The sequence below is a fragment of the Paraliobacillus quinghaiensis genome (assembly GCF_003426025.1).
In the GTDB taxonomy this organism is placed as follows: domain Bacteria; phylum Bacillota; class Bacilli; order Bacillales; family Amphibacillaceae; genus Paraliobacillus_A; species Paraliobacillus_A quinghaiensis.
In genome coordinates this window covers 122,688-137,604 of record NZ_QJSH01000001.1, presented here as the reverse complement: position 1 = coordinate 137,604, position 14,917 = coordinate 122,688, and the positions used below count along the sequence as shown (strand labels likewise).

Annotated in this window: 13 protein-coding genes and 1 pseudogene; all 14 read right to left on the bottom strand. The window is 35.1% G+C overall.

Annotated elements, in window-relative coordinates; all coding sequences use genetic code 11:
• Positions 1 to 80 precede the first annotated feature (80 nt).
• The 14 genes and pseudogenes from D2K40_RS00685 to D2K40_RS00620 all read right to left on the bottom strand — a co-directional run bounded on the left by D2K40_RS00685 (position 81) and on the right by D2K40_RS00620 (position 14,825).
• Entirely contained in the window at positions 81 to 341 is a 261-nt protein-coding gene (locus D2K40_RS00685; RefSeq protein WP_117151933.1) for a stage V sporulation protein S, read from the bottom strand.
• 105 nt (positions 342 to 446) lie between these two features.
• Positions 447 to 1,244: a TIGR00282 family metallophosphoesterase gene (locus D2K40_RS00680; RefSeq protein ID WP_117152424.1), complete on the bottom strand. Its 798-nt coding sequence runs from the start codon at positions 1,242 to 1,244 to the stop codon at positions 447 to 449.
• A gap of 140 nt (positions 1,245 to 1,384) precedes the next feature.
• The gene (gene rny, locus D2K40_RS00675) at positions 1,385 to 2,947 is read right to left on the bottom strand and encodes a ribonuclease Y (protein WP_117151931.1); all 1,563 of its coding nucleotides are present in this window, start codon (positions 2,945 to 2,947) and stop codon (positions 1,385 to 1,387) included.
• 272 nt (positions 2,948 to 3,219) lie between these two features.
• Positions 3,220 to 4,284: a recombinase RecA gene (recA, locus tag D2K40_RS00670; RefSeq protein WP_117151929.1), complete on the bottom strand. Its 1,065-nt coding sequence runs from the start codon at positions 4,282 to 4,284 to the stop codon at positions 3,220 to 3,222.
• A 221-nt stretch (positions 4,285 to 4,505) separates the two neighbouring features.
• Positions 4,506 to 5,753: a competence/damage-inducible protein A gene (locus D2K40_RS00665; protein ID WP_117151927.1), complete on the bottom strand. Its 1,248-nt coding sequence runs from the start codon at positions 5,751 to 5,753 to the stop codon at positions 4,506 to 4,508.
• Positions 5,753 to 6,331: a CDP-diacylglycerol--glycerol-3-phosphate 3-phosphatidyltransferase gene (gene pgsA / locus D2K40_RS00660; protein ID WP_117151925.1), complete on the bottom strand. Its 579-nt coding sequence runs from the start codon at positions 6,329 to 6,331 to the stop codon at positions 5,753 to 5,755. Before pgsA ends, D2K40_RS00665 begins: the two co-directional genes overlap by 1 nt.
• Positions 6,332 to 6,417: 86 nt before the next feature.
• Positions 6,418 to 7,314, bottom strand: coding sequence for a helix-turn-helix domain-containing protein (locus tag D2K40_RS00655; RefSeq protein WP_117151923.1), 897 nt, complete (start codon positions 7,312 to 7,314; stop codon positions 6,418 to 6,420).
• A gap of 239 nt (positions 7,315 to 7,553) precedes the next feature.
• Complete coding sequence (locus D2K40_RS00650) at positions 7,554 to 7,814, bottom strand: DUF3243 domain-containing protein (protein ID WP_117151921.1); 261 nt, start codon at positions 7,812 to 7,814, stop codon at positions 7,554 to 7,556.
• Positions 7,815 to 7,884: 70 nt separating this feature from the next.
• On the bottom strand, positions 7,885 to 8,601 hold the full coding sequence (gene ymfI, locus D2K40_RS00645) for an elongation factor P 5-aminopentanone reductase (RefSeq protein ID WP_117151919.1): 717 nt from the start codon (positions 8,599 to 8,601) through the stop codon (positions 7,885 to 7,887).
• A 6-nt stretch (positions 8,602 to 8,607) separates the two neighbouring features.
• A complete protein-coding gene (gene yfmH / locus D2K40_RS00640) occupies positions 8,608 to 9,894 on the bottom strand; it encodes an EF-P 5-aminopentanol modification-associated protein YfmH (RefSeq protein ID WP_117151917.1) in 1,287 nt (428 codons plus the stop codon).
• The gene (yfmF, locus tag D2K40_RS00635; RefSeq protein WP_117151915.1) at positions 9,887 to 11,170 is read right to left on the bottom strand and encodes an EF-P 5-aminopentanol modification-associated protein YfmF; all 1,284 of its coding nucleotides are present in this window, start codon (positions 11,168 to 11,170) and stop codon (positions 9,887 to 9,889) included. The genes yfmH and yfmF overlap by 8 nt, the downstream gene beginning before the upstream one ends.
• A 135-nt stretch (positions 11,171 to 11,305) precedes the next feature.
• Positions 11,306 to 12,270: pseudogene (locus D2K40_RS00630) on the bottom strand (ABC transporter permease).
• Entirely contained in the window at positions 12,271 to 13,317 is a 1,047-nt protein-coding gene (locus tag D2K40_RS00625; RefSeq protein ID WP_117151913.1) for an ABC transporter permease, read from the bottom strand.
• Complete coding sequence (locus D2K40_RS00620; RefSeq protein WP_117152422.1) at positions 13,317 to 14,825, bottom strand: ABC transporter ATP-binding protein; 1,509 nt, start codon at positions 14,823 to 14,825, stop codon at positions 13,317 to 13,319. Before D2K40_RS00620 ends, D2K40_RS00625 begins: the two co-directional genes overlap by 1 nt.
• Positions 14,826 to 14,917 lie beyond the last annotated feature (92 nt).

Here is a 14,917-nt window from a genome sequence, read left to right as displayed (position 1 = left end):
CACTCTCCTTTTTCTAATTAATTTTTCACAAATGAAAAAAGCCTGTTTGCTAAAAATGAGCAAACAGGTAAGTCTATAAATCACCTAGGTTCTACAATTAATTTAATTGCTGTCCGTTCTTCATCATCAATCATAATATCTGTAAAAGCTGGAATACAAACTAGGTCAACACCACTTGGAGCTACAAATCCTCGAGCGATCGCTACTGCTTTAACTCCCTGGTTTAATGCACCAGCACCAATTGCCTGAAGTTCTGCTGAGCCACGTTCTCTTAAGACATTCGCAAGTGCCCCTGCTACTGAATTGGGATTCGATTTGGCTGAAACTTTTAATACGTCCATTCCTGCTACCTCCTTCATTAACTAAAGTAGTTCCACTTTTACTATATTCCTTGAGATGATAGATATTACTTTTATTGTGAAAGGATTACTTAAAAAGTTAAAATATTATGAAAAGAACGGATGGTCATCATTAATCAAAATACGTTTAATGTCTTTTGCTTTCCCTGTTTTTTCATCTATATTAATAAGTACACCATTAAGTTGATCTTTTCCTTCTTTTGTAACTTCAAACCGGACTGGTAAATTTGTAAGGAACTTTTTTAAAACTGCTTCCCTTTCCGTACCCAAAATACCGTTATAAGGCCCTGTCATACCGACATCAGTTATATATGCAGTACCATTGTCTAAAATACGTTCATCTGCTGTTTGTGTATGTGTATGGGTACCTACTACCGCACTAACTCGACCATCCAAATACCAAGCTAACGCCTGCTTTTCACTTGTAGCCTCTGCATGAAAATCAACAAAGATAATATTGGTCTTTTTTCTTGCCTCGTCAATAAGTTCATCCGCTTTTCTGAAGGGGTCGTCGATTGGATCTAAAAAAGTTCTTCCTTGCAAATTAATTACTGCAATCACTATATTATTCCAATTAATATACTGAATTCCCTTTCCAGGAGTCCCCTCTGGGAAATTCGCTGGTCGGATCATATATTTAGCATCATCAATAAATTCAAAAATTTCTTTTTTATTCCAAGTATGATTGCCCATTGTAATAACTTGAGCTCCCCATTCGAGGAATTGCTTATATATTTTTTCTGTTATACCCTTACCAGAAGCTGCATTTTCTCCATTAACAATGGTAAATTGTGGTTGATATTTTTGTTTTAGTTTCGGTAAATAGTGTTGTAATTGATCTCTTCCTGGAGAACCAACAACATCACCAATAAATAATATTTTCATTGTCATTAAAACCTGCCTCACTATTAAATTATATCTAGTTTTACATACTAAATTATAAAAGTCAAAACAAGCTACTACTATAATAATAGCTTACCGTACTACTTTATGGTTTCAAAAAAATAAAGCGGCCATTGGCCGCTTTATTTTGCATATTCAACTGAACGCGTTTCTCTAATCACCGTTACTTTAATATGACCAGGATAATTGAGTTCACTTTCTATTCGTTTACGAATGTCTCTCGCAATACGTGTTGACTCTAAATCATCAATTTCATCCGGTTTAACCATGATTCGAACTTCACGTCCTGCTTGTATAGCGAACGATTTTTCTACACCATTGTAAGATTCAGAAATCTCTTCTAGTTTTTCTAATCGCTTAATATAATTTTCTAAAGTCTCACTACGAGCACCAGGTCGAGCAGCAGACAATGCATCCGCTGCAGCTACGAGTACTGCAATAACTGATGTTGCTTCTTCATCACCATGGTGTGATGCGATTGAATTAATAACAATGTCACTTTCTTTATACTTCGTTGCTAATTCTTTTCCGATTTCAACATGACTTCCTTCTACTTCATGATCAATAGCTTTTCCGATATCATGGAGTAAACCAGCACGTTTTGCAACCGTAACATCTTCACCTAGTTCAGCGGCAAGTATTCCAGAGAGATACGCAACTTCCATAGAATGTTTTAATACATTCTGACCATAACTTGTACGATATTTCAATCTACCAATTACTTTAACTAGATCTGGATGTAGACCATGTACACCAACTTCAAAAGTAGTTTCTTCCCCAACTTCACGAATATATTCATCTACCTCACGTCTTGATTTATCAACCATTTCTTCAATTCGTGCTGGATGTATTCGTCCGTCTTGAACTAGTTTTTCTAAAGCTATTCGTGCTGTTTCTCTTCTAATCGGGTCGAACCCAGATAGAATTACAGCTTCTGGTGTATCATCTATGATTAAATCTATACCAGTTAATGTTTCAAGTGTGCGAATATTACGTCCTTCGCGTCCGATTATTCGCCCTTTCATTTCATCATTTGGCAGATTTACTACAGATACAGTAGTTTCAGCAACATGATCTGCAGCACAACGCTGCATCGCAAGCGACAGAATCTCTTTGGCTTTCTTATCCGATTCTTCTTTTGCGCGATTTTCTGATTCTTTAATCATAATCGCTGCTTCATGGCTGACATCTTTTTCAACACGTTCCAAAATAATTTGTTTTGCTTGGTCAGTTGTATATCCAGAAATACGCTCTAGCTCCGTTTGCTGCTCACTTAACATAGCCCCTACTTTGCTTTCCGTTTCTTCAATTTGTTGTTGTTTTTCTGCTAGCGAACTTTCTTTTCGCTCTAACATGAGTTCACGTTTGTCTAGTGTTTCATCTTTTCGATCTAGATTCTCTTCTTTTTGCATCAGACGATTTTCCTGCTTTTGCAATTCGACGCGTCTTTCACGAAGTTCTTGATCCACTTGTTGACGAATTTTGTGGTTTTCATCCTTCGCTTCTAAGAGTGCTTCTTTTTTGGCTACCTCTGCATTCCGATGTCCTTCTTCTACAATTTGTTTTGCCAATTCTTCTGCACTAGAAATTTTCTTTTCGGCAATAGATTTACGAATCAGATAACCAACAACAATACCGACGATAAGGATAAGCAAACTGGAGATGACTATTAATAATAAGTCCATGGTTTCACCTCCTCTTGCTATAAATTTGTACAAATCAATTTTTAGTCGGCATGTACAGTCTTCTTACATCATTATGAATGTATCATTAATCATTGGTGTATAATTAACTATAATAAAATTATACATTAATAATTTTAAGCCCAGGAATAGGTAATGTCAAGGAAACGTCATATTCTGTCTTATTTTTAATTAATTTAGTCATAAATTACAAAAAACTGTCAGCTAAACATGATAGACATGTCTAGCAAACAGCTTTTTTTAATAAAGATATATTATACTTTTTTCTCATCTTTTTTTGCTTTAGTCTCTTTGGTTTCTTTAGTAGATTTTTCTTCGCCAGCTTCTTCCTCTGGTCCCATTCCATAATGTGTTCGCGTCTTATTATTGATTTCTTCCAACATAGCAGGGTTTTCTTTAAGGAATTGTTTCGCGTTTTCACGACCTTGTCCTAAACGTTCCTGATTATATGAATACCATGCACCACTTTTTTCGATAATATCCAAATCAGAAGCAATATCCAGTAGTTCACCTTCTTTAGAAATACCTTCGCCATACATAATGTCAACTTCGGCCTGTTTAAATGGAGGTGCTACTTTATTTTTAACTACCTTAAGTCTTGTTCTATTCCCAACCATATCATTACCTTGTTTTAGCGTCTCAGCACGGCGTACTTCTAATCGAATGGAAGAATAGAACTTCAGAGCACGACCACCAGGTGTCGTTTCAGGGCTACCAAACATCACGCCAACTTTTTCACGAATTTGGTTAATGAAAATTGCAGTTGTTTTTGATTTATTAATCGCACCAGATAATTTACGCAATGCTTGAGACATCAAACGTGCCTGCAAACCTATGTGTGAATCACCCATCTCGCCTTCTATCTCTGCCTTCGGAACAAGTGCTGCCACAGAGTCGATAACAACTATATCAACAGCTCCACTCCGCACTAATGCTTCTGCAATTTCTAATGCCTGCTCACCAGTATCTGGTTGTGACAGAAGAAGTTCATCTACATTAACACCTAAATTACGTGCATAAACTGGGTCAAGTGCATGCTCTGCATCTATAAAAGCTGCTTGACCTCCCTTTTTTTGTGCTTCAGCAATTGCGTGTAATGAAACAGTCGTTTTACCTGAAGACTCTGGTCCATAAATTTCAATTACTCTACCACGTGGGTATCCACCTACACCCAACGCTACATCTAATGCTAGAGAACCACTTGAAACAGTTGCTACTTTTTGTTCTGCGCGTTCTCCTAATTTCATAACGGAACCTTTGCCAAATTGCTTTTCTATTTGCTTTAAAGCCATATCTAAGGCTTGTTTACGATCACTCACGTCATTTCCCCCTCGTAATTTTAACTATTTCTATCATAACTTGTTTTTTGAGATTTAACAAGCAAAAAAGCGAATAAATGTTCCCGCAATATAATGTCGTTTTTAATCACTGTTTTCACTATTCTGGTAAGGTGTTTTTTATTTTTTGCATAGGTTGTTCTATTAGTAAACAAAATTTACCTATTTTTATAATTTTAGTTTACTCGCTAAAAAACACCATTTCACTCGATTAACCAATAATATAGTAATTCCAATCCCTTTTTAACTGTTCTGTTTCTAATAGTATCTCTTTCTCCAGGAAAATAAAAGGATTTAGTTAGTACACGATTTTCACCTTGATAAATGCTTATAAACACCGTTCCTACATCTTTTCCTTCTGCCTTATCTGGACCAGCTACACCAGTAAAACTAATACCTATTGATGCATCAAATTTAACACTCGCCTGTTTTGCCATCTCATAAGCACATGCGTCACTAACTGTACCTTCTGTTTTTATAGTTTGTTCTGAGACCCCTAGCACACTACTTTTTGTCGATTCTTCATAACTTACAATGCTACCCATAAACGTTTTTCCTGCACCAGGAATAGACACAAGTGCATCCGCAAAGAGACCACCTGTTAAACTTTCTGCTGAAGCAATCGTTAAGTTCTTCTCTGCTAAAAGATGCAAAACTGTATCATTAATTGTTGTACCATCATAACCATAAAAATAGGGGCCTACTAATTCTTTTATTTCATTTTCTGCATGTTCGATTAATTGATCTGCTATTATTTCATTCTCCGCTTTTGCAGTAATCCGCAGTGCTACCTCCCCATCTGAAGCTAATGGTGCTATTGTAGGATTTTCTTGTTTATCTATTAACACTTTCACATCTGTTTCTAACTGTGACTCACTAATACCAATGAATTTTAACATTCTAGACTTAATTAGGTTTTTTAATTGAAAATTTTCTTTTAAATACGGCAAAACAAAATTAAGCATCATTGGTTTCATTTCTTTTGGAACACCTGGCATAAAAATAAATAATGATTGTTGATAAGTAACAATCATCCCAGGTGCTGTTCCAACCTGATTTTGTATAATTACAGCATCACTGAAAATTTGTGCTTGTTTGCGGTTATTAGCAGCCATTTTTCGATTTGTTTTATCAAAATAATTTGAGATCTTTTCAATAATTTGTTTGTTTTCTACTAAATGTTTTCCTGTTAATGCCTGAAATGCCTCACGAGTTAAATCATCCTCCGTGGGACCAAGCCCACCTGTTACAAAAACGAAATCAGAACGAGTTGCGGCTTGTTTAAAACTATCTTTCACTCTTTTTAAATTATCACCCACAGCTTGATGATAATAAATATTAATGCCTGTTTTTGCTAACTGATCAGAAATAAATTGAGCATTCGTATTTGCGATTTGACCTAACAACAACTCTGTACCAACGCCTATGATCTCTGCATTGTATGTCTTCACTATTTTGATCCTTTCATAACATGCCAATTTTTCACAAAATAATCAACACCTGAAACAACAGTTAAAACTAGTGCAATGTAAAGCATTAGCGAGGCGAAAGGAAAGCCAAGATACGAAAATGGGAAGTTGTGCAATAATAGTGTCGCTATTGCTACTAATTGAAATGTTGTTTTCCATTTGCCCATTTTTCCTGCCGCCAAAACAATACCTTCACCAGCTGCAATAAGTCGTAACCCAGTTACTGCAAACTCACGACTGATAATGATAATGACAATCCAAGCTGGAGCCATACCCATTTCAATTAATAAGATAAACGCAGATGCTACTAATAACTTATCTGCCATCGGATCTAAAAATTTCCCTAAATTTGTAACCAGATTGTACTTTCTTGCATAATAGCCATCCACCCAGTCTGTACCTGCAGCAATAATAAATAATAATGCTGCTACAAAATCAACAACTGGTAACGTTTCTTCTCCAATTGACCATTCTCCCCAGTCAAGTGAAATACTTAATAACAAAATAAAGACTGGAATTAAAAAAATACGTGATAAAGTAATTTTATTTGGTATATTCATGAACTTTATATCCTCCTAAATTGCTATCGAAATCAAGCGAGAAACCCTTCCCACCGTATGATGAAAAGGGTTTGATCATACTTATTCTATTCTGTATCCTCTTTTATATTGATCCAAACTTTTTGAACAGCACTTGGATCAATTTCTTCTGACAACTCTAATGTGACACCATTTATAGAAATGGTCAGATCTGTTGGTTCACCAAAACGCAAATAAATCTGACTTGTATCTATTTCTTCTATTGTTAAAGGTGATTCACCAGATTGAAATTCTTCACGATAAAGACTTTCACCCTCTGCAGTTTCAACCTCTAACCAATTTCTTTTATCAGTTTCAAATACAAGCTCGACCGTATCCTCTGGATTTGTAAATGTATATGTTGATTCTTGATTTTTATATTCATCTAATTCCAGTACGGGTTCCACTGGCTCGTCTTCAACTATTAATTCATCATCAGTTCCATTGTCTGTGTTTTCATCTGCTGTATTATCAGTATCTTCTTCCGCGATTTCATCATCTGCGCGTAATTCTACTTCGGTTCCACCATCTTGTTCATTTGTTTCATTTTCATTAGGTTGATTGGTATTGTCAGGACTTGTAGCAACTATATAAATAATAAATGCTACGCCAATAACTAGTAAGACTGTAATAATTGTGGGCAATATGGAAAAAACAGCAGGACTCTTAGTAGATGGTGAACTTTTTCTACTTCGTGATACTTGTGAGTAATCTATTGCATCTTGTCCACTAGCAGAGGGTAACTCATGTTCATACTCAGCTAATACTTCCTCTGGATTTAACCCAACTGCAGTTGCATATTCTTTAATAAAAGCTCGTGTGTAAAAGCTTCCTGGCATAAGTGAAAAATCACCTTTTTCAATTGCCTTTAAATAACGAAGCTGAATTTTAGTGATTTTTTGAACATCTTCCAATGATAATTCTTTTGTTTCTCTAGCCTCTTTTAACATTACTCCGATTTCCATTTTATAACACCATCCATCAACATAATCAAAGATTAGATGCGAACATCCAACTTTCCCTTAAGTGAAAACTCTACTAACCTAATGATAAATGATTTTCACCATTTAGAAAAGGAAATTATTCGTTTAACCAAAAAAAGTATTGTTTCGACAATAATTTCTTGTATATAATTAAAAAACTACACATGTTGATAAAATAAAAATCCTTGCTGAAAAGCAAGGACTTCTTTAAATATAGGTATTTATCTGTCTGTACCTTCGCTCTCTACGAGCTTAACCATCATATTTGCTATTGCGTGTTGTTCTTTTGTATCAGCTACATTCCACAATTGTTTGACTACTGCTTCTTCAGGATTTTTGGCGTCTACATGATTACTTAAATAATCACCTATATCATAAGCCAGATCTGATATGGCGTGTTCGCTTATCCCTTGAGATTGTGCTTGATGTAAACGATCCCCCAGAAAATCCTTCCATGATTCAAAGTTATCTAGAACTGACATGTTCATTATTCCTCCTTCATTTTGCTTACATGCTTAGCTTTTGAAGTTGGAATAAAAATATACATTATTTTTACCATGCACCTGAAATCTTAATATTTTCTCCATTAACATACGCTGATTTTTCATCAAATAAAAAAGTGACAAGCGCTGCTACTTCTTCTGGTTTACCAGCTCTATTAGCTGGAATTTCATTGATTACAGCATTTTTCTCTTCAGAAGTGAGTTGTTGATTCATTTTAGTATCAATAAATCCCGGACTCACAGCATTAATCCTAATATTACTACGAGCCACTTCCTGCGCTAAAGCTTTTACAAAGCTATTCTGGGCACCTTTAACCGACGAATAAATCACTTCACAACTCGCACCAGTTTCTCCCCATATAGATGAAATAACGCCGATATTACCATAACCTTCCCTGACCATTGAAGGAAGGCAAGCTTTGGTAATCATCCAGACAGCTTTAGCATGTATATGGTATAGGTGATCCATCATTTCAATTGACGTATCTTGCAGCAGCCCATAATACGCTTGACCACTTGCGAAAACAAGATGTGTTGGCATGATGCTCATTTGATTTATAAAAGCTTCAATTCCTGTTTGATAACTAAGATCACTTTGAATTATTTGTAACACTGTTTCATTTGGTAATTGGTTTATTAATTTCTCTATTGCTTCTTTATTATTATTATAGTGAAGTGTTAATGTATATCCATATTTCGCTAAATCAATTGCAATTGCTGAACCGATTTCTCCACTTGCTCCTAATATCACACAATGTTTGTTCATCACAACTTAACCCTTTGATGGAACAATTTGGCACACCGCAATATTTGTATCATTTGTCCAATTTTGTAAGAATTGATTTGCTTCTTCTAATGTTAGGTTTTCAATAGTTGGAATTAAATCAAAATAATCAAAACCTAATGTTAAATAATGGGTGAATTGATTTGCAATATTCTCTAAGCTGTTCATACTACGAAGTAATTCTCCAGTTTTCTTTTTCTTCATTCGTTCAAAATCTTCAGCTGTTAATTGATAGTCATTCCACTGCAACAATTGTTGCTTCAACACATTCATTAATTGATCAGGTTCAGATGTGTTACCACCAATAATCGAAAACGCGAAATTCTTTTCACGACTTGATTCAAATGAAAAACTATCGTCAATTAAATCTTGCTCATATAAATCCCGATAAAATTCTCCACTATTAGAATAAAAGTGATCGAGTAGCATATCAGCCAATAAATCATCTCGCATAAACGATTCATTAACAGTTGTCATATTTTCTTTTATACCAACCATACATTTTGAGATTGACACAGGCATTTCTATTACATGTTTTTGCTCCGCAACAGTAGCCGGCTCTTCAGGAAAAGAACGTTCAATTTCCTTTAAATCTGGAAATGTCTTTGCCTGCTGGTTTGCTTTGATTAAAACCATCATTTGTTCTGGATCAAAGTTACCTGCTATACATAATACCATATTTTTCGGGTGATAAAAGGTGTTATAACATGTATACAAATCATCCTTGGTGATGTCTTGAATAGAATCAACGCTACCTGCAATATCAATTTGAACCGGATGTTTATGATACATACTTTGAATTGTACCGAAGAAAGATCTCCAATCGGCTTGGTCATCATACATACGGATTTCTTGCGCAATAATTCCTTTTTCTTTTTCAACAGATTCATCTGAAAAATATGGATCTTGAACAAAATTAAGCAAAGTCGTAACATTTTCTTCTATATCTGTAGTTGACGAAAATAAATACGCTGTTTTAGTGAATGATGTAAATGCATTAGCTGAAGCACCTCGTTTTGTAAAATCCTGAAAGACGTCACGGTCTTCTTTTTCAAACAATTTATGCTCAAGAAAATGTGCAATTCCATCTGGAACTGTTATAGCTTCATCTTGATTAATTGGTGTAAACGACTGATCAATTGAACCATAGTCAGTAGTGAAAACACCAAATGTTTTTGTCATTTCACGTTTTGGTAGTAAGTAAACACGCAAACCATTGTCAAGAGTGTCATGATATATCGTTTCTTTTAGTTGATCATACGTTTTTTCATGCATCTTCATTACCCCCTTGTGCTGTTAAAAAGTATACCGTATCCAATTTTATATGTTGACCGACACGCAAAATATCTTCTTTTTTAACCTGATTAATCTCATCAAGCAATTGATCAGATGATCGGGTTGTGTCAGCTAATACTTGATGGTATAAGACTTCCACTAAACCATTTGGATTGTCTAATGTTTCTTTCCATTGATTTGTGACCAACTTCTTTGATTCTTCTATTTGTTCATCTGTAAATTCACCTTGGACCATTGCATCCATTTGCTCTAAAATAATTGTTTTTGCCTTTTTATAATCATTTGGATCTATTCCGCTAAAGACAAACAATAAACCTTTATGACTCTCAAATCGTGAAGCTGCATAATAGGCTAAACTATTTTTTTCACGCACATTTATAAATAATTTTGAACTTGGAAAGCCACCGAATATTCCATTAAAAACCTGTAAGGCAGCATAATCTTTATTTGCAAACGTAATATTAGTTCTAAAACCTAGGTGTAATTTTCCTTGCTGAATATCTTGTTCTTCCACAATCTCTTTTGCTTCTCTTTGGACTACTTTTTCTTCTTCAAGCTCAATAGCTTTAAATGCTCTATCCTGATTAAAATGTGTAGATAATAAAGCTTCTACATTAGTATTTTCAAGGTCACCTAAAACATAAATATCCATTTGATCTTGAGATACCAACTGCTGATAATACTGATATAAATTTTGTTCGTTTATGTCTTCTAGATCTTCACTATAGCCATGCACATGTAAGCGATACGCTTCATCTTCACACATCTCATCAATAAGTCTCATATTTGCGAAACTCATTTTATTATCCACTACAGCATTTATTTTCTGTTTCAATGTTTGTTTTTCTCTTTGAACAATTCCAGAATCAAATGCTTGACCAACGGTTTTTGGATCATAGACTGTTTCACTTATAAATTTTATAGCTTCTTCTACTACATTTTGTTCAGTCGAAAGATAAGTTGGATTTGCAATTTCCATCCGAAAACTAATAATATGGTTATTACCTTTTTTCGCACCATCTATAGATAATCTTGCACCATACAAATCATCAAGTGCTCTTCTGAACAAACTTGCTGTTGGATAACGGTTTGTGCCTTGTTGTAGCACAAATGGGAGTAGTGCCCGTTGTGTAATATTTTCACGATTCAATGGTGCTTTCATTTTAACTATAATATGGATTGTTTTAAACTTTTTACTTTCAAGAACATGTAAATTATAGTTTTTATTTTCATTTGATTCTGTAATAGACGTCATTATTTTTCCTCCTCATACTTATGTAATTCGGTTTGCCACACTATATATATTCTATCCATCATAATCACCTTAAATTATATTTTACATAAAAAAGAGCCCGGTAACAATTACCAGGCTCTTAAAATAGTTTAAGTCTTAACGACTACCTTTAATATATGGTTGACCATTTGCTTTTGGCGCTTCCGCTCTACCAATAAATCCTGCAAGTGCAAGAATTGTTAACAGATACGGCGCAATAATTAAGTAAACTTTTGGAACATCTGCTAAGAATGGAACACCAGCACTAATAATACTTAGACTCTGTGCAAAACCAAAGAATAAAGCAGCGCCTAATGCACCTAACGGATGCCATTTACCAAAGATAACGGCAGCTAATGACATAAAACCTTGTCCCACAATAGTTGCACCAGAAAAGTTAAGTGCAATTGTTAGTGCAAAGACAGAACCACCCAATCCACCTAATGCACCAGAAAGTAATACAGCAATGTAACGATATTTGTAAACATTTATACCATTCGTATCAGCAGCCATAGGGTGTTCCCCTACTGATCTTAATCGCAGGCCAAATGGTGTTTTGTATAAAACAAACCATGCAACAAAAGCCAATAAAATTGCTAGATAAGAGGTGTAGTAAATTCCACCAAAGAACATCTCACCAATAATAGGAATGTCAGATAGGAATGGAATGGAATAGAATCAGAATAAAACGGACGGTCCACCATATCAGTTTGACCTTTACCATAGAATTGTTTTGTTAAGAAAACCCCTATACCTAAAGCTAAAAAGTTAATCGCAACCCCACTTACTACTTGATCAGCCCGAAATGTAACGGATGCTACTGCATGTAACAAGGAGAAAATTGATGAAACAATTGCAGCTACAACTATCGATATCCAAGGTGTAGCAGCTCCAAATACATCAGCAAACGTCAGGTTGAATACAATTCCAACAAACGCACCCATTACCATTAAACCTTCTAAACCAATATTTACAACACCAGATCGTTCACTAAATACGCCACCTAGTGCAGTAAAGATAAGCGGAGCAGAATAAAATAGTGCAATCGGAATAATTGATTGTAATGAATCAATAAATGCCATCTACTTCTCCTCCTTTTTAAATCGAAGTAATATCCATCTAATCATGTAACTTGAAGCTACAAAGAAGATAATTAATGCAGTAACAATCTCAACTAATTCAGACGGAACACCAGCTGCTGTAGGCATATTTAATGCACCAATTTTTAGGACACCAAATAAAAATGCAGCGATAACTGTACCTAATGCAGCATTACCACCTAGTAAGGCAACCGCGATTCCATCAAAACCAAGATTGGTAAATGCAGAGTGTGTTGGCATATAACCAAATGTTCCTAGGCCAGCCATGGCACCACCCAATCCAGCTAAAGCTCCAGCTATTACCATTGAAAGAATGATGTTCTTTTTAACATTCATTCCTGCATATCTTGAAGCATGAGGATTATAACCTACAGACCTCAACTCATAACCAGCAGTAGTTTTTTCTAATAAGAACCAGACAACTACAGCGGCAAATAGAGCAATCAATATACCCCAATGCATCCTAGAGAAGCTTGTTATTTCAAGCAACCATTCTGAAGCAAGTGATGCACTAGGTAACACGCGATCAGTTGTATCACTTCCATCAGTTAAGACATAACGAATCATATAATTAGAAAAATGCAAAGCAATATAATTCATCATAATTGTTATAATTACTTCATGAACACCTTTAGTTGCTTTTAACAACCCTGGAATGAAGCCCCAGAACGCACCTGCTAAAGCTGCGCCAATAAGTGTTAACGGTAAATGAATGAACATTGGCGCATCCAAGCTAGAGCCAATCCAGACAGCAGCAAGCCATCCTACAAACACTTGCCCTTCTGCCCCAATATTGAATAAGCCACTTCTAAAAGCAAATGCAACAGAAAGACCTGTTAGTATATATGGCGTTGCTTGCCTTACTGTTTCACCAAAGAAATAACTACTCCCAAAAGCTCCATTCCATAGCGCTATGTAGCCTTCAATAGGATTGTAACCAAAAGCAAGCATAATGATTGCTCCAGCTATTAGCCCTAGTAATACCGAAATAATAGGGACTAATACATTAAATAAACGGTTAGAAAACATTAACTTTCACCTGCTTTCTCTTTACTACTACCAGCCATTAACAAACCGAGTTCTTGTTCATTTGTTTCTTCTGGTGTAACATTTTCTACAATATTACCGTCGAACATAACTGCGATACGGTCACTAACATTCATAATTTCATCTAATTCAAATGATAGTAATAACACTGCCCGACCTTTATCACGTTCTTCAATTAATTTCTTATGAATAAACTCAATTGCCCCAACATCTAAACCACGAGTAGGTTGAGCGGCAATTAATAAATCAGGTGAGCGATCTACTTCACGTGCAATGATTGCTTTTTGTTGGTTACCACCTGAAAGTGCTCTAGCTGCTGTGTATAGATTAGGAGTTCGTACATCATACTCTTCAATCAATTTTTTAGCATGGTCATATATACGTTTAAATGATAATACACCTTTATTAGCATATGGTTTTTGATAATAAGTTTGTAATACCATATTCTCTCCAATTGGGAAATCTAGTACTAGTCCAAACTTATGACGGTCTTGTGGGATGTGAGAAATACCAGATTCGGTAACTTTTCTAGGCGACATGTTTGTTATCGCTTTATTATTTAATAAAATTTCACCAGACTCTGAAGGACGCAAACCAGTTATCGCTTCTATTAATTCTGTTTGACCGTTTCCATCAATACCTGCAATACCGACAATTTCTCCAGCTTTAACGTCTAAATTTAATCCTTTTACCATCATTGCATTACGAATATCTTTTACTTGTAAGTCTTTAATTGATAAAACAACATCTTTAGGTTTTGGAGGTGTTTTTTCCGTTGTAAAACTAACTTCTCTTCCAACCATTAAGGAAGCAAGCTCGTTTGGATTACTATCTTTAACTGTAACAGTACCAATACCTTCCCCTTTACGGATAACCGTACAACGGTCACAAACCTCCATGATTTCCTTCAATTTATGTGTGATTAAAATAATCGATATACCTTCACTAATTAATGATTTCATAATATCCATTAATTCGTTAATTTCTTGTGGTGTAAGAACTGCAGTTGGTTCATCTAAAATAAGAACATCTGAACCACGATAAAGTGTTTTCAAAATTTCAACACGTTGTTGCATTCCCACAGAAATATCTCGAATTTTTGCTCTTGGGTCTACATGTAAACCATATTTTTCAGATAATGCAATAATTTCTTCTTCGGCTTTCTTTACATCAACAACACTATTCTTCTTTGGTTCAGTACCTAAAATAATATTTTGTGTAACAGTAAATGTATCTACTAACATAAAGTGTTGGTGAACCATTCCAATACCAAGGTCATTTGCTACATTTGGGTCAGTTATATTAACCTTTTCCCCTTTAATTCGAATCTCACCTTTTTCCGGCTGATATAGACCGAATAAAACATTCATTAAAGTTGATTTACCTGCCCCGTTCTCTCCTAAGAGAGCGTGTATCTCACCTTGCTTTACTTGTAAGTTGATATTATTGTTTGCAACAATACCAGGAAATTCTTTTCGTATTCGAAGCATCTCGACTACATAATTATCCAAAATCCCCACTCCTTATACGGTTTTATCTTTACATTTATAATAAAGTCGTCAAATGAAAAGGGGTGAGTTAA

What these genes read in the sequence shown, in the direction of transcription:
- D2K40_RS00685 (WP_117151933.1), bottom strand. Translation starts at nt 341, where the DNA reads ATGGACGTATTAAAAGTTTCAGCCAAATCGAATCCCAATTCAGTAGCA.
- D2K40_RS00680 (WP_117152424.1), bottom strand. Translation starts at nt 1,244, where the DNA reads ATGAAAATATTATTTATTGGTGATGTTGTTGGTTCTCCAGGAAGAGAT.
- rny (WP_117151931.1), bottom strand. Translation starts at nt 2,947, where the DNA reads ATGGACTTATTATTAATAGTCATCTCCAGTTTGCTTATCCTTATCGTC.
- pgsA (WP_117151925.1), bottom strand. Translation starts at nt 6,331, where the DNA reads ATGAATATACCAAATAAAATTACTTTATCACGTATTTTTTTAATTCCA.
- D2K40_RS00655 (WP_117151923.1), bottom strand. Translation starts at nt 7,314, where the DNA reads ATGGAAATCGGAGTAATGTTAAAAGAGGCTAGAGAAACAAAAGAATTA.
- D2K40_RS00650 (WP_117151921.1), bottom strand. Translation starts at nt 7,814, where the DNA reads ATGTCAGTTCTAGATAACTTTGAATCATGGAAGGATTTTCTGGGGGAT.
- ymfI (WP_117151919.1), bottom strand. Translation starts at nt 8,601, where the DNA reads ATGAACAAACATTGTGTGATATTAGGAGCAAGTGGAGAAATCGGTTCA.
- yfmH (WP_117151917.1), bottom strand. Translation starts at nt 9,894, where the DNA reads ATGCATGAAAAAACGTATGATCAACTAAAAGAAACGATATATCATGAC.
- yfmF (WP_117151915.1), bottom strand. Translation starts at nt 11,170, where the DNA reads ATGACGTCTATTACAGAATCAAATGAAAATAAAAACTATAATTTACAT.
- D2K40_RS00625 (WP_117151913.1), bottom strand. Translation starts at nt 13,317, where the DNA reads ATGTTTTCTAACCGTTTATTTAATGTATTAGTCCCTATTATTTCGGTA.
- D2K40_RS00620 (WP_117152422.1), bottom strand. Translation starts at nt 14,825, where the DNA reads ATGCTTCGAATACGAAAAGAATTTCCTGGTATTGTTGCAAACAATAAT.